Source organism: Mesorhizobium sp. M8A.F.Ca.ET.202.01.1.1 (genome assembly GCF_004791595.1).
Taxonomy (GTDB): Bacteria; Pseudomonadota; Alphaproteobacteria; order Rhizobiales; family Rhizobiaceae; genus Mesorhizobium.
In genome coordinates this window covers 75,748-92,605 of the sequence record NZ_SRUN01000006.1, presented here as the reverse complement: position 1 = coordinate 92,605, position 16,858 = coordinate 75,748, and the positions used below count along the sequence as shown (strand labels likewise).

17 protein-coding genes are annotated in these 16,858 nt (G+C 63.9%); 7 read left to right on the top strand and 10 right to left on the bottom strand.

The window, feature by feature from the left end:
* The first annotated feature begins 123 nt into the window (after positions 1-123).
* Complete coding sequence (locus EN845_RS15150; protein WP_245511748.1) at positions 124-1,584, top strand: MATE family efflux transporter; 1,461 nt, start codon at positions 124-126, stop codon at positions 1,582-1,584.
* Between the two features lie 30 nt (positions 1,585-1,614).
* Here the strand turns inward: EN845_RS15150 and EN845_RS15145 are convergent, their stop codons facing one another.
* Both EN845_RS15145 and EN845_RS15140 read right to left on the bottom strand, forming a co-directional pair.
* The gene (locus tag EN845_RS15145; RefSeq protein WP_127871673.1) at positions 1,615-2,823 is read right to left on the bottom strand and encodes an MFS transporter; all 1,209 of its coding nucleotides are present in this window, start codon (positions 2,821-2,823) and stop codon (positions 1,615-1,617) included.
* A gap of 211 nt (positions 2,824-3,034) precedes the next feature.
* A complete protein-coding gene (locus tag EN845_RS15140) occupies positions 3,035-3,442 on the bottom strand; it encodes an SH3 domain-containing protein (RefSeq protein WP_127871674.1) in 408 nt (135 codons plus the stop codon).
* A 240-nt stretch (positions 3,443-3,682) separates the two neighbouring features.
* On the opposite strand from EN845_RS15140, the gene EN845_RS15135 reads away from it, so the two are divergent.
* Complete coding sequence (locus tag EN845_RS15135) at positions 3,683-4,258, top strand: TMEM175 family protein (protein ID WP_127871675.1); 576 nt, start codon at positions 3,683-3,685, stop codon at positions 4,256-4,258.
* 57 nt (positions 4,259-4,315) lie between these two features.
* Here EN845_RS15135 and EN845_RS15130 read toward each other — a convergent pair whose 3' ends face one another.
* On the bottom strand, positions 4,316-4,597 hold the full coding sequence (locus tag EN845_RS15130; protein ID WP_127871676.1) for a hypothetical protein: 282 nt from the start codon (positions 4,595-4,597) through the stop codon (positions 4,316-4,318).
* A 137-nt stretch (positions 4,598-4,734) separates the two neighbouring features.
* Here EN845_RS15130 and EN845_RS15125 point away from each other — a divergent pair, with 137 nt between their 5' ends.
* Positions 4,735-5,601 carry an SDR family NAD(P)-dependent oxidoreductase gene (locus tag EN845_RS15125; RefSeq protein WP_127871677.1) on the top strand — a complete coding sequence of 289 codons (867 nt, stop codon included), beginning with the start codon at positions 4,735-4,737 and terminating at the stop codon, positions 5,599-5,601.
* Between the two features lie 3 nt (positions 5,602-5,604).
* On the opposite strand, the gene EN845_RS15120 is transcribed toward EN845_RS15125, so the two are convergent.
* The 3 genes from EN845_RS15120 to EN845_RS15110 all read right to left on the bottom strand — a co-directional run bounded on the left by EN845_RS15120 (position 5,605) and on the right by EN845_RS15110 (position 7,658).
* Positions 5,605-6,030 (bottom strand): low affinity iron permease family protein, encoded by a 426-nt coding sequence (locus tag EN845_RS15120; RefSeq protein WP_127871678.1) that lies wholly within the window; start codon positions 6,028-6,030, stop codon positions 5,605-5,607.
* A 382-nt stretch (positions 6,031-6,412) separates the two neighbouring features.
* Entirely contained in the window at positions 6,413-7,054 is a 642-nt protein-coding gene (locus EN845_RS15115) for a DapH/DapD/GlmU-related protein (protein WP_127871679.1), read from the bottom strand.
* Between the two features lie 85 nt (positions 7,055-7,139).
* Positions 7,140-7,658, bottom strand: coding sequence for a CreA family protein (locus tag EN845_RS15110; RefSeq protein WP_127280861.1), 519 nt, complete (start codon positions 7,656-7,658; stop codon positions 7,140-7,142).
* Between the two features lie 194 nt (positions 7,659-7,852).
* Between EN845_RS15110 and EN845_RS15105 the strand changes: the two genes are divergently transcribed.
* From EN845_RS15105 to EN845_RS15095, 3 genes are all read left to right on the top strand, one after another.
* A complete protein-coding gene (locus EN845_RS15105) occupies positions 7,853-8,431 on the top strand; it encodes an SCO family protein (RefSeq protein WP_127871680.1) in 579 nt (192 codons plus the stop codon).
* A gap of 65 nt (positions 8,432-8,496) precedes the next feature.
* Entirely contained in the window at positions 8,497-9,369 is an 873-nt protein-coding gene (locus EN845_RS15100) for a 50S ribosomal protein L11 methyltransferase (RefSeq protein WP_127871681.1), read from the top strand.
* Between the two features lie 228 nt (positions 9,370-9,597).
* On the top strand, positions 9,598-11,442 hold the full coding sequence (locus EN845_RS15095) for an aminopeptidase P family protein (protein ID WP_127871682.1): 1,845 nt from the start codon (positions 9,598-9,600) through the stop codon (positions 11,440-11,442).
* Positions 11,443-11,793: 351 nt separating this feature from the next.
* Here EN845_RS15095 and EN845_RS15090 read toward each other — a convergent pair whose 3' ends face one another.
* Together EN845_RS15090 and EN845_RS15085 are read right to left on the bottom strand one after the other, a co-directional pair.
* Positions 11,794-12,090: an AzlD family protein gene (locus tag EN845_RS15090; protein ID WP_127279896.1), complete on the bottom strand. Its 297-nt coding sequence runs from the start codon at positions 12,088-12,090 to the stop codon at positions 11,794-11,796.
* Positions 12,087-12,815 (bottom strand): AzlC family ABC transporter permease, encoded by a 729-nt coding sequence (locus tag EN845_RS15085; protein WP_127871683.1) that lies wholly within the window; start codon positions 12,813-12,815, stop codon positions 12,087-12,089. The genes EN845_RS15090 and EN845_RS15085 overlap by 4 nt, the downstream gene beginning before the upstream one ends.
* Positions 12,816-13,036: 221 nt before the next feature.
* Between EN845_RS15085 and EN845_RS15080 the strand changes: the two genes are divergently transcribed.
* Positions 13,037-13,795, top strand: a complete 759-nt coding sequence (locus tag EN845_RS15080) for an SDR family oxidoreductase (protein WP_127279894.1) — start codon at positions 13,037-13,039, stop codon at positions 13,793-13,795.
* Positions 13,796-13,918: 123 nt separating this feature from the next.
* On the opposite strand, the gene EN845_RS15075 is transcribed toward EN845_RS15080, so the two are convergent.
* Together EN845_RS15075 and ligA are read right to left on the bottom strand one after the other, a co-directional pair.
* On the bottom strand, positions 13,919-14,614 hold the full coding sequence (locus EN845_RS15075; protein WP_127871684.1) for a TIGR02453 family protein: 696 nt from the start codon (positions 14,612-14,614) through the stop codon (positions 13,919-13,921).
* Positions 14,611-16,815: an NAD-dependent DNA ligase LigA gene (ligA, locus tag EN845_RS15070; protein ID WP_127871685.1), complete on the bottom strand. Its 2,205-nt coding sequence runs from the start codon at positions 16,813-16,815 to the stop codon at positions 14,611-14,613. Before ligA ends, EN845_RS15075 begins: the two co-directional genes overlap by 4 nt.
* Positions 16,816-16,858: the final 43 nt, after the last annotated feature.

The following is a 16,858-nucleotide window of genomic DNA, read 5'->3' as shown; positions in this document are numbered from 1 at the left end:
GAGGTCGATGATGTCCCATCATGGCGCGAGCGCCTTGGACCGTCCGCCTACATCGACCTGTCAGGTTGAATCTGCGATCATCGCGCACCGGACTAGAGATAGGCCTTAGTTATGGACGAAAAAATGCCCGCGCGTCGGCGCACCGGCGACCTGACCAGCGGCCCGATCCCGCGCACGCTGCTGCTGTTCGCCCTGCCGGTGCTCGGCTCCAATGTGCTGCAATCGCTGAACGGCTCGGTCAATGCCGTCTGGGTGGGCCGATTCCTCGGCGAATCGGCGCTGACCGCGACCTCCAACGCCAACCTCGTTCTGTTCCTGATCCTCGGCACGGTGTTCGGCATCGGCATGGCGGCCACCATCCTGGTGGCGCAGTCGGTCGGCGCTCGCGACCTGCCCGAGGCGCGCCGCATCGTCGGCACCAGCGCCACTTTCTTTTTCCTCGTTTCGGTGGTGTTCGCGGTCTTCGGCTGGATCTGGGTCGATGCCATCCTGGGCGCGCTTGGCACGCCGGCCGACGCCTTGCCGCTGGCGCGCTCCTACCTGCGCATCATCTTCGTCGCCGTGCCGATGATGAACCTTCTGTCCTTCGTCATGACCGTGCTGCGCGGTGCCGGAGATTCCCGCACGCCCTTCATCTTCATGGCGCTGGCGGTGGTGCTCGACATCGTGCTCAATCCCCTGCTCATCCGCGGCATCGGCCCGTTTCCCGAACTCGGCATCGCGGGTTCCGCCACCTCGACGCTGATCGGCCAGACCGTGAGCGTCATCGCCATCCTCGTCGTGCTCTATGCGCGCAAGCATCCGTTGCGGCTGGCCGGCGCCAATCTCGCTCTGCTGCGCCCGGATCCGGCATTGCTGCGCATCGTCGTCTTCAAGGGCGTGCCGATGGGCTTGCAGATGATCGTCATCTCGGCGGCGGCGCTGACGGTGATGGGCATCGTCAACTCCTATGGTTCGCAGGTCGCCGCCGCCTACGGCATCGCCGCGCAGCTCTGGACCTACATCCAGATGCCGGCACTCGCCATCGGCGCCGCGGTCTCTTCCATGGCGGCGCAGAATGTCGGCGCGGGCCGCTGGGACCGGATCGGCCGCGTTGCCGCCTCCGGCGTCGGCTTCAATCTCGTCCTGACCGGCGCCCTCGTCGCGCTGCTATGGGTCTTCGACCGCTCGATCCTGGGCCTGTTCCTGAGCAGTGACAGCGCCGCCATCGATATCGCTGCCCACATCAACACGGTCGCGTCCTGGTCGTTCATCCTGTTCGGCATCACCATTGTGCTGTTCGCCACGGTGCGCGCCACGGGGGCCGTGATGCCGCCGCTGATCATCCTGGTGATCTCGGTGCTCGTCGTGCGCACCGGCTTCGCCTATTACATGCGCGGCGTGATCGGCGAGGAAGCGCTGTGGTGGAGTTTCCCGGCCGGTTCGATCGCCTCGCTGGTCCTGGCCGCGGCCTACTACCGCTTCGGCGGCTGGCGCAGCTTGCACATGATCGAGAACAGGCCGGCTGCCGGCGAACCGCCCGACACCGGCCTTGGCATGCCGCGCCAGCGCGCGAACATGACGCCTGAAACGCCGCACGGCTGAAGCACCGCTGCCTGCCAGTTGGCGGCTGTCTCAGCGTCTTTGCCTGAGCCCGAAGGCAAGCGCCACCAGCGCGAAGACGATGATCATGACCGCGAAGGCCAGGCTCGCAGCGACAGGGCTGGCATAGGTCGACACGACGCCGATGCCGATGACAGGCAGGGCGTTGCCGACAAAGCAGCAGACGAAGAAGCTGGACACCACTTCGGCACGGCGATCCTGCGGCGCGATCTCGTTCACCACCTGCAGGCCACCTCGGTAGCCAAGGGCGGCCACGACACCGCAGCAGGCCGTCGCCACGATCATCAATGCCATCGAGGCCAGCATCTGCGCCGCCACCACCAGCAGCACGCTTGGGATCATCAAGGCCAAGGCGGCCAGCATGGCCTTGCTGCTCTGCACACGCATCAGCGCCACGATGCTGGCCGCCGCGACGATCGCCAGTTCAAAGAACAGAGCGCCGGCAACGGCATGGTTTGCCTCGTGCAGCTGCTGCGCCAGGATGCTCGGCGCCAACGCGGCATAGAAGCCGACCAACGCCATCGCGCCGAAACCGGTCACCGCCGGCGCGACGAAGCGCGTGCGTATCTTCTCAGGCACGGAGAGGTGCGGCCGCATCGAAATCCGCCCCAGGCCACCCGGCTTCGCCACGGTCTCACGAGTGCGCCAGACCAGGACCGCCACCACCGCGAGCGCCATGAGATAGACGATGAAGACCAGGCTCAGCGGCCAGGGCTCGTATTGAGCCAACAGTCCCGATATCAGCGACCCGAAACCGAGACCGAGGAAGTTGGTGCTGGTGGTGATGACGCTGGCACGTGATTTGTCGGCGGCCGGCAGAAGCTCGGCAATCCAGGCGGTCCCGGTCCCCGCGCCGATGCCGATACCAAGCCCGCTCAGGATGCGTGCCACGTCGAGCGACACGACATTTCCGGCGAACAGGAAGATAACCGCGCTGACAATGGCCACGATCATCGCCGCCAGCGCTGCTGGCCGGCGTCCGACCACGTCCGACACGCCACCGAACACCAGCAAGGCGCCGAGATTGCCGACGACATAGACCGCGTAGATCAGCGTCAAGGTGATCTGCGAAAAGCCGAATTGCTGCTTGTAGATGATATAGAGCGGCGTCAGCACCGTGCTGCCGGCAAACAGCACCGCGATCATCGCCGCGACAGCCGGGATCGCGAGGACGTCGCCGCTGGCCTCGTTCTGGGTCTGCGCCAAATCGCGAAAGGCCATGGCCAACCTCGTCACCAGTTTCAGGGATCGCGACGTTAACGCGCCCTTACGACAGGCGTTCCGGTGAACGGCCACGCTCCTGACACCACGGTGGGCCTTGCCCCACCAGGCCCATTGCCAAAAACGCTGATCGGGGCCAGCGGCCCCGATCGGTCACGGCATCCCTTCGTGCCGTATTGGATGCAAGCGGTCTATTTGCAGGAGACCGGGCCTACTTGCAGGGAAAGCCGGGCGCGATCTTGCATTTGCCGGGACGCGGCTTGTGTGGCGGGCGGTGGTGCGGAGGACGGTGATGAGGCCGATGGTGCCAGTGCGGCGGCCGATGCGGCGGGCGCACGATGATGACCGGCGGATGCACGACATGGGTCCGCGAGAGATAGCCGGAACTGGCCCAGCCGCTGACACCGCCGCCATGGATCCTGCACCAGCCAGGCTGGCAGCCGGTCACGTCGACCCTGAAGCCGGCCGGCAGCGTCCCGACCTTGGCGTATCCCGCGCCAGGCCCGGTGCGCACGTTGAGGCTGGTCGTGGTATGGGCGCCGTAGGCGAAGGCGGCGGCGGACGTCCCCAAGACGGCGGCCAGAATGGTCGCTATCGCAAGCAGAAATCGAAGTTTCATCAGTCCCTCCATTCGGTCGCCGGCCGTTCGACTGCTTCGGCCGGGACTGCATCGCAAGGGGAGAGGCAGCGCCAAGAAAAGTCAACAAGTGGCCAACGCCAACCACCACGATCACCGGTCCGGGGGTATGGTTTCCCCTGATATAGTTGAGGATTTTTTCGTGCGCCGTTTATCGGCGCGCCAACATCCGCTAACGATTTACTATCTTTCGGCAATTCGTCGCGGACCGAGGCAGTGATCATGGGCAAAGGCAGGGTCGAGGCATTCACCGACGGTGTGGTGGCGATCATCATCACCATCATGGTGCTGGACCTGAAGGTACCGGAGGGCGAGGATTTTTCGGCCCTGCTGCCGCAGTGGCCGATCTTCCTGTGCTACGTGCTCTCCTTCATCAATGTCGGCATCTACTGGAACAATCTGCACAACATGTTCCACACCGTGCAGCGTGTCGACGGCCACGTGCTGTGGGCGAACCTGCATCTGCTGTTCTGGTTATCCCTAATGCCGGTGACGACCGCCTTCATGGGCGAGAACCATTTCGCCACGGTGCCGGTCGCGGTCTACGGTTTCGACCTTGTAATGTGTGCGACCGCCTACAGCATGCTGGTGATTGCACTGCATCGGCTGCATGGGCCGGATACCGGATTCGCCAAGGCCATCGGTCGCGACCGCAAGGGAAGGATTTCGCTTGCCGTCTACGTAGCGGCCGTTGGGCTGGCCTTCCTCGACCGGTGGATCGGCGTGGCGCTCTATGTTGCCGTCGCCCTGGTTTGGCTGGTGCCGGACACCCGCTTTGCACGGGTATTGGAAAAATAGCTTCTTTGTCCGGCGCAATTCCTGAGGGAAAACCACCTCACACTTTCCTGGACTTGCTTAACCGCGCATCGCTTTCAGCTTCTCCGCCACGGAAGCGGCAAGGTCGGCGTAGCGCTCTTCCAGCCGCTCCGCCGCCTTGATGATCGAGAAATCATGGCCGAACTTCTCCAGCGCCATGCGCAGTTTCTCGACGAACTCCGCTTGCTTTTCCAGTGCGGAGAACAAGGTTTTCACCTGAGCTTCGCTGATATCCGGGTTGGCCAGCATCTGTGGCACCTCGCGTCCCATCTGGTCGCCGGTGGCGCTCTGCTCCTTCAGAATTGCAACCCAATCCGTCAATCGGAAATCTCCCTTTTGGCGTCGCAGCATGCGCAGCCACGAGCGGACTGGTCAACCCGACGAGCCCCGACAAAGGCTTGCACAAGCCTGTTCCGGCGCTAAGTTCGGCGCCATTCGAAAAAAGGAAACCACCGCCGATGATCCCCGACGCCGAGATCCAGACAGCCCTGCCAGCGCTTGGCCGAGGCAATACCGCCGTCATCACCGGCGCCGCCAGCGGCATTGGCCTCGCGGCGGCCAAACGGCTGGCGTTGATGGGCATGAAGATCGTGCTCGCCGACATCGCTGGTCCGCGCCTCGACGATGCCTCGCGGGCCGTTGCCGCCATCGCCGGCGACGACGCCGTGCTTGCGGTTGCATCGGACGTTTCGAAGGCCGATGAGGTCGATCGCCTCGCCGACCGGGCATTCGGCGCCTTTGGCGAGGTCTCGCTGCTGATGAACAATGCCGGCGTCGGCGACAATCCTGGAAAGCCCTGGGAAAACCGCGATGGCTGGAAGCGGCTGCTCGACATCAATTTCTGGGGCGTCGTGCATGGCGTCGAAGCCTTCGCGCCGCGCATGCTGGCGGCGGCCAAGCCGGGCCTGATCGTCAACACCGGCTCCAAGCAAGGCATCACCACGCCGCCCGGCAACCTCGCCTACAATGTTTCCAAGGCTGGCGTGAAGACCTTTACCGAAGGCCTGGCGCACGCGCTAAGGAACGAGCCCGGCGGCCGCCTGTCGGCGCATCTGCTCATCCCCGGCTTCACCTATACCGGCCTCACCGAAGGCGCGACGGAAAAGCCCGCTGGCGCCTGGACGGGTGAACAGGTCGTCGATTTCATGCTGGAATCGCTGGTCAGGCGCGACTTCTACATCCTGTGCCCGGACAATGAGGCGGCGCGGCCGCTGGACGAAAAGCGCATGGCCTGGGCAATCGGCGACATTATCGAAAACCGTCCTGCCCTGTCGCGCTGGCATCCCGACCACAAGGACGCATTCGCGGCGTTCATGAAAGGCTGAGCTTCAAGCCGCGCTCTTTTTCGCGCCTCGCTTCTGGGCAACCGCCTTCTTTGCCGCCGTGGTTGCGATCTTCTCGTCGTGCCGCTTAGCGGCTCGCTCGCATTTGGCGCGGATCTCCTCGACCTCGGATTCGGTCAGATGTTCGATGCCGATAAAGTTGTTGTGGCCCTCGCTGACCCGGATCAATTCGTCGAGCTTGGCCTGGATCGCCGCGCCGTCACGGTTCTGGGTGTTCTGGATGAGGAACACCATCAGGAATGTAATGATGGTCGTGCCGGTGTTGATCACCAGTTGCCAGGTGTCCGAGAAACCAAAGACCGGCCCGCTAACCGCCCAGACGATGACGACCAGGCAGCAGCCGGCAAAGGTCAGCGGCAGGCCGGTTATATGGGCGACCCAGTTGGCGGCCTTGGTGAAAAGCTTTTCCATGTATCGAGCGCCCTCAATGTTTGCGGCATTGAGAAACAAGCGGCGGACCTTTGGGTTCCCATCGAGAACCGAATGTAACCGGCGCAATTGGATGCACGCGCAGCGCGCATTCGGCGCAAAACACACCTTATCGGTTCAATGTCATGGTAACCCTGCAGGCAAAGAGCCTGTTCCTCCGCTTCACAGCGGTTTACCTCCAGCCCCTTCCGCCGCGCCACCCCCGCATGGCGGAAGGGGCTTCATTCCGGAAAGCGCGAAGAATAGTTCCCCGAAGAGCCAACTCGCGCCCAGACAGCCGGCCGCTTCACTTACCCGCAGGGCATTGGCCTGTTGATACTCTGCACGGTCGCGACGGCCAGGCCCTGCCGTTCTCTGCCGGAACTCAAACGGCGTCGTTTTCCCAGCGGTCGAGGAAGGCCTCGATCGGCATCGCCTGCATGTCGGGAACCGCCCTGGCGAGTTTTTCCACCGGCCAGTCCCACCAGGCGAGAGCCTCGATGCGCGCCGCTATTTCAGGGACAAAACGCGGCCTGATCGGCTTCGCCGGCACGCCTGCGACGATCGTGTAGGACGGCACGTCCCGCGTCACCACCGCATTGGCGCCGATGACCGCGCCATTGCCGATGGCGATGCCAGGCAAGATGACCGCGCCGTGGCCGATCCAGACATCATGACCGATGGTCACGGCCTTCGAGCGCCGCCGCTCGCGGAACGCGGCATCGACGCCCAGCCAGCGAAAATATTCGTTCGGCCGATAGCTGACCTTGTGCTGGGTCAACCGCTCGATCGGATGTTCCAGCGCATTAATGCGGCTGTTGGCGGCGATCGAGCAGAATTTGCCGATCGTCGTATAGATCGCCTCGGCATGGCGTTCGAAATAGGAGAAGTCGCCGACGATGACCTCGCGCAGCACGACGCGTTCGCCGATCGCGGCGTAGCGGCCGAGCTTGCAGCCCTTCATCTCCGCGGTCGGATGGATGCGCGGCTCAGGGTCTTTCGCAACGAGATCTTCGGAACGGTCCATGCCGGCGGCTTTACGCCGGGATGATTGGTCCCGCAAGGCGCGGCCAATCATCGGTCAGAACAGGACCAGGAAGACGTTCGCCCGCCTATTTCGGTTTGCCCTTGCTCCACACCACGTTCTGGCCGTAGAGCGGCACGGTCGTGACCGACATTTTGGCCGAGCCGTTCTGCACCTGGCGTGAATGCGACAGATAGATCAGCGTTTCGTTGGCCTTGTCGTAGATGCGGTTTACCACCTGCTTCTTCCAGATCAGGCTGATACCTTGCTTGAACACCTCCTCGCCGCCTTCGCTCGTATCAATATCCCCGATCGTGATCGGACCTGTCTGACGGCAGGAGATCGAGGAATCGCTGGGATCCTCGAACCAATTGCCCTTGTGCAGGCGGTCGATGACGCTGCGATCGAAATAGGAAACGTGGCAGGTGACACCCTCCACTTTCGGATCCTTGATCGCCTCGACGATGATGTCGTTGCCGATCCAGTCAACGCCGACCTTGCCGACTTCCTCGGCAACGGCGCTGCCGGCGCCAAGCACGACGCATGCGGCCAAGGCGCGGCCGATCAGTTTTCGCCCGGCCAGTTCGAGCCCAATCAGTTCGAGCAAAGAAGCCTCCTCGGTTCGAGTTGCCGGTCTCAGGTGGTGCAGACTGTGCGGCTTTGCAAGCAGATGGGTCAACACCACAACGGTTGCGGCAACGCGGCACTTTGCCTGCGCGGGGCCGAACCGCTAAGACTGTGGCCGAACAAGGCGCGCATGGTTTGGCCGGCGCCCCATGACGTTACAGACGGACATTTCTGATGATGCGTTCTATCCTGGTCGGCATTCTCGTTCTGATGGCCGCCGGCATCGGCTGGCTGACCTTCGACTGGTATCGCGGCCACTATGGCGGCGAACCGTTCGGCGCGCCCTTCACCCTTGTCGACCAGAAAGGCGCCCCGATCACCGAGGCCGCCTTCCGCGGACAGCCCAGCGTCGTCTTCTTCGGCTTCACCCATTGCCCCGAAGTCTGCCCGACCACGCTGTTCGAACTCTCCGGCTGGCTGAAGACGCTCGGCGACGACGGCAAGAGCCTGCACGCCTATTTCGTCTCTGTCGATCCGGAGCGCGACACGCCCCAGGTGATGAACGCCTATGTCAGCAATTTCTCCGACCGCATCGTCGGCATATCAGGCGACCCGGACAAGGTCCACGCCATGGCCAAGTCGTTCGGCATCTACTGGAAAAAGGTCGACACCGGCGATGGCGATTACACGATGGACCACACCGCCTCTGTGCTGCTGCTCAACGCCAAGGGCGACTTCGCCGGCACGATCGCCTATGGCGAGAACGCCAGCACCGCCGTGGAGAAGCTGAAGCGCCTCGCCGCGAAGGGCTAGAGCTTGATCCCGGAAAGTGGAACCGGTTTTCGGACAAGATCAAGCCTGGAGGAACATAAATTCACATGACCCAGACGCGGCTCCACTTCACCACCGGAAAGATCGAGGCCGACCGCATTTTCGCCGCTCTCGAAACGGCCTTCGAGGAGGAAGGCCTGCCGATCGCCGTGCTGGAAGTCGACGAAGACGCCGACATCCACGAGGTCTCGCTCTACGCCGACGGCGACGTCGACGCGGTCGAGGCGCGGCTGAAGGACATTCTCGCCGGCCTCGCTTTGTCGAGACCTGTCGAGCGCGAGGCGCTGCCCGACATCGACTGGGTGGCGCGCTCGCTGGCAGGCCTGAAGCCGGTGCGCGCCGGCCGTTTCTTCGTCCACGGCGCGCATGACAGCAGGAAGCGCCACAGCGGCGAGCTCGCCATCGAGATCGAGGCCGGCCTTGCCTTCGGCACCGGCCATCACGGCACCACCGCCGGATGCCTCGAAATGCTGGAGAAAGTCGTGCGGCGCGAGCACCCGCGCAACGCGCTCGACCTCGGCACCGGCAGCGCGGTGCTGGCGATCGCGGTCGCCAAGCTGGCGCATATTCCGGTGCTGGCCACCGACATCGATCCGGTGGCGGTCAGGGTCGCCGCCGCCAATGCGCGGCTGAACCACGTCAAGGGCCTGATCGAGACAGTGACCGCGCCGGGCTTTCACCACCCGATCTTTGCCAGGCGCGCGCCCTTCGATCTCATCGTCGCCAACATATTGGCGCGGCCGCTGATGCGGCTGGCGCCGCAAATGGCCGGCCATATCGCGCTTGGCGGCTCGATCGTGCTGTCGGGCATCCTCGACCGTCAGCGTGACGCGGTGATCTCGGCCTATGTCGGCCAGAACTTTCGCCATATCAGTACCTTGCACCGCGAGGGCTGGGTGACGATCCACCTGAAGCATTGAGGCCGGCAAGCCGGTTGCCGATCCTCGTAGGTTAATTCCTAGAACTTGATGCGTGTTGGCAAGGCGGCATCACCGAGAGAATGCCGGCGCCCCCTTTCACGCCATGGCTGGACCAGTCTCATTTGGTTGTCACCCGGCAGTCGCTGTAGCAGTTTGCGCCAGCTGGAAATCGATTCCGCTTTTCCAGGCCCATAGGTTACGGTCGCGCGGATACCAAGGAGGCCCACCATGTTCCAGACCTTCGATTCCGCGGGCGACCCGGCGGTCGGCAAGCCGCGCGTGGCGCTGCTGCGCCAATGGCTCAGCGACAATGGCCTCGATGGCTTCATCGTTCCGCGCGCCGACGAGCACCAGGGCGAATACGTGGCCGATCGATCTGCACGGCTGAAATGGCTGACCGGCTTCAGCGGCTCGGCCGGTGTCGCCATCGTGCTGCGCGACCGTGCCTTTGTCTTTGTCGACGGGCGCTACACGCTGCAGGTGCGGGGCGAAGTCGACCTCGGCATCTTCTCGATCGAAAGCCTCGTCGACAACCCGCCTGCCGTCTGGCTCAGGGATCACCTGGGCAAAGGGGCGCGGCTGGGCTTCGATCCCTGGCTGCACACGATCGGCGAGGTCAAGGCGCTGCAGGCCTCCGCCGACAAGATCGGCGCGGTGCTCGTGCCGCTCGACAGGAACCCGATCGACATCATCTGGAAGGATCAGCCCGGCGCACCCGTGACCCCGGTCGAGCTGCACCCGATCGGCTTTGCCGGCGAGCTCGCCAAGGACAAGCTGGCGCGGCTGGCGACGGCGATCGGCAAGGAAGGCGCCACCCATGCGGTGCTGACCGACCCCTCCTCCATCGCCTGGGCCTTCAACATCCGTGGCGGCGACGTGCCGCACACGCCGCTGGCGCTCGGCTTCGCCATTCTCGCCGCAGACGGGTCGCACCAGCTGTTCATGGACAGCCGCAAGTTCTCGCGCCAGGTCGCCGCCTACCTCACCCAGCTTGCCGATCCGCATGAGCCCGGCGAATTCGAAGCCGCGATCGCAGCACTTGCCAAAAGCGGCGCGAAAATCGCGCTCGATCCGGTGCTGGCGGCCGACCGGCTGCGCATGCTGGTCGAGGACAATGGCGGCACGGTGATTGCCGCGCCCGACCCTGCCCGCATCCCACGCGCCACCAAAAACCAGGCCGAGATCAACGGCTCGCGCGCCGCGCATCGCCGCGACGGCGCGGCGGTGGCCAAGCTTTTGTGCTGGCTCGACCGGCAGAAGCCCGGCTCGCTCGATGAGATAGCGGTCGTCACCAGGCTCGAAGAAACACGCCGGCAAACCGGCGAGGAAACCCAGATGCCGCTGCGCGATGTCTCCTTCGACACCATTTCCGGCGCCGGCCCGAACGGCGCCATCATGCATTACCGCGTCTCGCGCGCCACCAGCCGCAAGCTGCGGGCTGGCGAACTGTTCCTGCTCGATTCCGGCGCGCAATACCAGGACGGCACGACGGACATCACCCGCACCGTGCCGATCGGCCAGCCGACCGAAGAGATGCGCGAGCGCTTCACGCTGGTGCTGAAAGGCATGATCGGCATTTCCACGCTACGCTTCCCCGCCGGCACGCGCGGCTCCGAGATCGACGCCGTCGCCCGCATGGCGCTGTGGAAGCATGGCTGCGACTTCGCCCATGGCACCGGCCATGGCGTCGGCTCCTATCTTGCCGTGCATGAGGGGCCGCAGCGCATCGCCCGCACCGGCACAGAAAAGCTGCTCGAAGGCATGATGCTGTCCAACGAGCCCGGCTATTACAAGGAAGGCGCCTACGGCATCCGCATCGAGAACCTCATCCTGGTGACGCCGGCCGAACAGATCGAGGGCGGCGACATCGCCATGCACGCTTTCGAGACGCTGACGCTGGCGCCGATCGACGTCAGGCTGGTGCGATCGGACTTGCTGACCCGTGACGAACTGCACTGGCTCGACGCCTACCACGCCCGCGTCGCGGCCGAGATCGGGCCGATGCTCGACGGCGAAACACTGGCCTGGCTGGAAAAGGCGACGGCACCACTGCCGCACGACGCGAAGATTTGAGCATCTTTCTCCCCGTTGCGCTAGGCGATGCACACATCTTTTGTGACTGCGGTGACGGATCTGTGCGAGGCTTGATTGCCAGGTGGTTCCCCCAATCCGTCGCTGCTTCGCAGCGCCACCTTTCCCCCCTCCGGAGGGAAAGGAAGGGAGCTTTGCTGGACGAGCGTTGACGGCATAAAACCTGGCGCCTTTCCTCTACCCCGTCGATCGGGGGAGAGGTGGCTCGGCGAAGCCGAGACGGAGTGGGGGTCGACCGACGCAACCTAGTCTGAGACCAATGCATGGGCCAAGCCGCCATGCACGCTGCGAAGGACGGCAGGTCAAATGGGGCAAACGATCACGCTGGCGAGATCATCCCACGAACTGCCGCGCCAGAATCAACACCGCAGCACCCGTCAAAAACATCGCCATCAACCCGCCACGCAACGAAACCGCCGCCGTGACAACCAGCGCTGCCCACTCCGCCGGTCCGGCATTCAGCAGTTCCGGCGCCACCAGCGTCGTCAGCACTGCCGCCGGCACCGCGTTGAGGCCCGCCTCGACGCGCGGATGGATGTGGTCGAAGCGGGAGATGACCAGATGCCCGCCGATGCGCGTGAGATAGGTGGCGATCGCGCCGGCGATGATGATCCAGAATGTCGTGCTCATGGCCTTGTCTCCACGCCGCTATGGTGCGGCGGCAGGATGACAGCCAGCAGCACGCCGGCGATGGCGCCGATGGAGACGTGCCAGGGCGAACCCACCGTCTTGTAGGCAATGATGGACGCGCAGGCACTGGCGACGACCACCGGCAGCCACAGCGGCCGCTTGCGGAAGCCCATCACAAGGCCGAGGAAATAGATCGGCAGCAGGAAATCGATGCCCAGCGCATGCGTATCTGGAATGATCTTGCCGAACAGCGCACCGAGCGCGCTTTCGACGATCCAGAACAGATAGACCGGCAGGCCAAGCCCCAGATACCAGGCGAAGCCCACAGTCTGGCCGGATTGCGCGCGTGCCTCGGCGACCGCGAATTGCGGATCGGTGAGGATGAAATAGCCGAGTGCTTGGCTGATGACAGGCCAGTGCGCGATGCGCCGGCCGATGCCGGCGGAATAGAGCACGTGACGGAAATTCACGGCGAAGATCGAGAGCACGACCAACCATGGCGCGACATGCTGGCCGAACAACTGGATGCCGACCATCTGGCTGGCGCCGCCATAGACCAGCGCGCTCATCAGGAAGGCTTCAAGGACCGAAAACCCATTGTCGACGGCGAGCGCACCGAACAGCACCGCGAACGGCGCCGACGCCACCACAACCGGCATGGAGAGCCTAACCCCTTGCCAGAAATCGCTTTTCGCGCCGCTCTCTGAAATCACGTCCGTCGCCATCGGCCACTCCATGAGGAGTGGCGGTATGTAGGGGGCATGCCCAGCCTTGTCACACGAATTCGCTTGAGCCAAACGATCAGCGGAAATCATCGGCAAGCCTTTCACGCCGGAATTTGGCCCGCGCTCCGTCATATCGACGCGAGATCACAATGGCTCTGCAGTTCCGCGTAAAGGCACGCTATTGTCCGGTGATTGCAGATTGGCGAAAAAAGGGGTTGCGGATGATCGTTTATAATTTCACCGGCAGGCATGCGGTCGTCACCGGGGCTGGCGGCGGCATGGGCGAGGCGATTACCCTGGCGCTGCTCGATGCCGGCGCTTCCGTCACCGCCATCGACATCAAGCCACGCCCGGCATCGCTCGCCGCCTATGACGACAGGCTCATTTTCGCGCAGGGCGATCTCACCGATGCCGCCTTTGTCGAACAGACCATCAATGCTGCGGGCCGTGAGCGCGGCGGCATCGACTATCTTGCCAATGTCGCAGGGGTGCTCTGGTTCGGCCGCGACAAGTCGGCCCTGGAGATGGACCTCGACGTCTGGGATCAGGTCTTCAACATCAACCTGAAATCCTTCGTGCACACGGCGCGGGCGGTCGTGCCACATATGCGCGCGGGCGGCCGCGGCGGCGCCATGGTGCATTTCTCGACCATCCAGTGGTATCGCGGCGATCCGACCCCGCAGGATGCCTACCAGGCCTCGAAGGCCGGCGTCTGCGCGCTCTCCAAGTCGCTCGCCATGCAACTGGCCGGCGATCGCATCCGGTCGAACGCCATCTGCCCGGGCATGGCGCTGACGCCATTGCAGGCGCGCTGGGACACCGAGGAGAAGCGCGCCGCCGTCGCCAGCTACACGCCGCTCGGCCGCATCGGCACGCCGCAAGACATGGCCAACGCAGCACTTTTCCTGCTCTCCGACGCGGCAAGTTACGTCACTGGAATTGAACTGGCCGTCGACGGCGGTCTTTTGATGCGGATGTAGCGCCGCAATCAAAGCGCTGGGCTACAGTATGTCGCGGCGAATAGGATTCGCCGACCTCCTGTAAGCTTCTGATTTTATGCATGTCGTTGTCCCGGAACCGAGGACATTTCCGGGCGACATGCATTAGCTTCCCGGCGCCGTGCCCTCGATCGCCCTGCCCCAGTCGAGCAGTGGCTTGGCGCGCATGGTGAAATCGACGAGTTCCTCGACCAGTCCCGGCCCGTGGATACCAGCCGGATCGATTGCGTGGCGAACGGCGAAGTGCCGGTTGCGGATGGCGGCGACAAGATCTTTGTCGGCGACGTGTTCGAAGCCGCGCGGCGTGCGTTTCATGCCGCCTTCGGCATCGAGTTCGAGGCCATTTTTCCCCAGCGCCGCCACCACGGCGCGAAACGTATCGGGATGGCTTGAGATGGCCTTGCGCATGGCCGTCAGCAGTTCCGGCGCCGGCTGCCACCAGGCGACGCCGGCAAAGCAGCGCTCGAGCCCGATATGGACGAAGAACACACCCTGCTCCATCTTGGTGCCGTCCGGCGACAGGATAGCTGACAGATGCCGGTTATAGGGTCGTTTGTCCTTGGCGAAGCGCACGTCGCGGTTGATGCGGAACAGCGACTTCTTGCGATCGCCACGCAGGCCGAGGCCAGCCTGCGCAAAACGCAGAGTAAGCGTCTCGACGAGATCCCCCAGTGGGTCGCGCAATTCCTTTTCGAACAGGTCGCGGTTTTCCAGGAACCACTCGCGACTCTGGTGGAAATCCAATGCCTTCAGGAACGGAATGGCCTTTGGGCCGAACCCTTTGAATGCCCCGTCCGTCACGATTTGCCGACCCGCTGCAGCCAGGTGTCCTCATCGATGACTTCGACGCCGAGTTCGCTGGCAAGCTTGAGCTTGGAACCGGCGCCAGGACCGGCCACCAGCAAATCGGTCTTGGCCGAAACCGAGCCGGCCACCTTGGCGCCGAGACGCTCGGCCATCGCCTTGGCTTCCGAGCGGGTCATCTTTTCCAGCGAACCGGTAAAGACGATCGTCTTGCCGGCGACTTCGCTGTCGGCCGAGACGGTGACGATATATGGCTTCGGCTTGACCTGCTGCAGCAGCTTCTCGAGCACGTCGTCATTGCGCTCGTTGCCGAAGAAATCGCGAAGCGCATCGATCACCGTATCGCCAATGCCGTTGATCGATGGGAAGACCGCATGCGGATTCTCCGCCGCCGCAGTCTCCTTGCCGACTCGGATAAGCTCCTCGATGGTCGAGAAGGTTCGCGCAAGTACTGCGGCCGTGGTTTCGCCGATATGGCGGATGCCGAGCGCGAAAATGAAGCGGTCGAGCTCCGGCTCGCGGCGCGAATCGATTGCCGCAAACAGCTTGTCCAGGCCTTCATAGTTGCGGTCCTCGACGCTGCGCACATTCTTGCGCGTCTTGCCGGACGCCGCCTCGCGCTGCCTTGCCTGCTCCTCGCGCCGCTCGGCCAGCGCCTTGGTCACGGCGGGGCGGCGCTCCCTCAGCGTGAAGATGTCGGCGGCTGTCTTGATCAACCCGGCATTGAAGAACGTGTCGATATTCTCCGCGCCCAGGCCTTCAATATCCAGGGCGCCGCGCGACACGAAATGGCGCAGCCCTTCCACGGCCTGCGCCGGGCAGATCAGTTCGCCGGTGCAGCGGCGGCGCGAATCCTCCTTGCCGGTCTTCTCGTTGATCTCGCGCGTCGCCGGCGAGCCGCAGATCGGGCAGGTGTGCGGGAATTCGTATGGCACGGCATCGGGCGGACGCTTGTCGATGACGACACTGACGATCTGTGGAATGACATCCCCTGCCCGCTGGATCACGACGGTGTCGCCGATGCGCACGTCGATGCCGTCGCGGATCGGCTGGCCGGTGCTGTCTAGGCCCTTGATATAATCCTCATTGTGCAGCGTGACGTTTTCCACCACGACGCCGCCGACGGTCACCGGCGCAAGCCGCGCGACCGGCGCCAGCGTGCCGGTTCGGCCGACCTGGATGTCGATCTTCTGCACGGTCGTCATCGCCTGTTCGGCCGGGAATTTGTGCGCGACGGCCCAGCGCGGCTCACCGGTGACGAAACCCCAGCGGCGCTGCAGCTCCAGCTGGTCGACCTTGTAGACGACGCCGTCTATGTCATAGCCGAGCGACGAGCGCTGCTCCTCGATCCGGTGGTAGTGCGCGACCAGTTCCTCGACCGATTTGGCCCGCACCATCAGAGGGCTGATCTTGAAACCCCAATCGGCGAATTTCTGCACCGATTCGTACTGGGTCGGCGCCGGATCGGCCGTAGTATAGCCCCACGCATAGGCGAAAAATTTGAGGTTGCGGCTGGCGGTGACGGAGGGATCCTTCTGGCGCAGCGATCCGGCCGCCGTATTGCGCGGATTGACGTAATCCTGGCCGCCGACAGCCGCCGAGCGCGCCTTGAGCGCCTCGAATTCGGCATAGGTCATATAGACTTCGCCACGGATCTCGATGATTTCAGGCCAGCCTGATCCTTTGAGCTTCGCGGGAATGTCGGCGATGGTCCTCAAATTGGCGGTGATGTCCTCGCCGACCGCACCATCGCCGCGCGTCGCACCTTGCACGAAGACGCCCTTTTCGTAACGCAGCGAAGCCGACAGCCCGTCGATCTTCGGCTCGGCGGTGAAAGCGATGTCGAGGTCCTTGTCGCGGTCGAAGAAGCGCCGGCCACGGTCGATGAAATCGGTGACATCTTCGTCGGTATAGGCCTTGGCGAGGCTGAGCATCGGCACGGCGTGGCGAACCTTGGTGAAGCCTTCCGCCGGTGCGGCACCAACCCTGAGCGAGGGCGAATCCTCACGCACCAACCCGGGAAAGCGCTCCTCGATGGCAAGATTGCGCCGTCGCAACGCGTCATACTCCGCGTCCGTGATCGTAGGCGCGTCCTCGGCATGGTAGCGCCGGTCGTGACCGGCGATCTCTTCGGCAAGGCGCTGGAGTTCGGCTTCAGCCTCGCTTTCGCTGAGCGAATCGACGGGTTTTTCGGCCATGCTTTTGTCCCTGAACGGTGGCGCGCCACAATAGAGCATGATC

Excerpts from the sequence above, each read along its gene's own strand:
- EN845_RS15150 (WP_245511748.1), top strand. The coding sequence starts at position 124 with ATGCCCGCGCGTCGGCGCACCGGCGACCTGACCAGCGGCCCGATCCCG.
- EN845_RS15135 (WP_127871675.1), top strand. The coding sequence starts at position 3,683 with ATGGGCAAAGGCAGGGTCGAGGCATTCACCGACGGTGTGGTGGCGATC.
- EN845_RS15115 (WP_127871679.1), bottom strand. The coding sequence starts at position 7,054 with ATGGACCGTTCCGAAGATCTCGTTGCGAAAGACCCTGAGCCGCGCATC.
- EN845_RS15085 (WP_127871683.1), bottom strand. The coding sequence starts at position 12,815 with ATGGCGACGGACGTGATTTCAGAGAGCGGCGCGAAAAGCGATTTCTGG.
- EN845_RS15120 (WP_127871678.1), bottom strand. The coding sequence starts at position 6,030 with ATGGAAAAGCTTTTCACCAAGGCCGCCAACTGGGTCGCCCATATAACC.
- EN845_RS15125 (WP_127871677.1), top strand. The coding sequence starts at position 4,735 with ATGATCCCCGACGCCGAGATCCAGACAGCCCTGCCAGCGCTTGGCCGA.
- EN845_RS15145 (WP_127871673.1), bottom strand. The coding sequence starts at position 2,823 with ATGGCCTTTCGCGATTTGGCGCAGACCCAGAACGAGGCCAGCGGCGAC.
- EN845_RS15100 (WP_127871681.1), top strand. The coding sequence starts at position 8,497 with ATGACCCAGACGCGGCTCCACTTCACCACCGGAAAGATCGAGGCCGAC.
- EN845_RS15080 (WP_127279894.1), top strand. The coding sequence starts at position 13,037 with ATGATCGTTTATAATTTCACCGGCAGGCATGCGGTCGTCACCGGGGCT.
- EN845_RS15105 (WP_127871680.1), top strand. The coding sequence starts at position 7,853 with ATGATGCGTTCTATCCTGGTCGGCATTCTCGTTCTGATGGCCGCCGGC.
- EN845_RS15140 (WP_127871674.1), bottom strand. The coding sequence starts at position 3,442 with ATGAAACTTCGATTTCTGCTTGCGATAGCGACCATTCTGGCCGCCGTC.
- EN845_RS15095 (WP_127871682.1), top strand. The coding sequence starts at position 9,598 with ATGTTCCAGACCTTCGATTCCGCGGGCGACCCGGCGGTCGGCAAGCCG.
- ligA (WP_127871685.1), bottom strand. The coding sequence starts at position 16,815 with ATGGCCGAAAAACCCGTCGATTCGCTCAGCGAAAGCGAGGCTGAAGCC.
- EN845_RS15090 (WP_127279896.1), bottom strand. The coding sequence starts at position 12,090 with ATGAGCACGACATTCTGGATCATCATCGCCGGCGCGATCGCCACCTAT.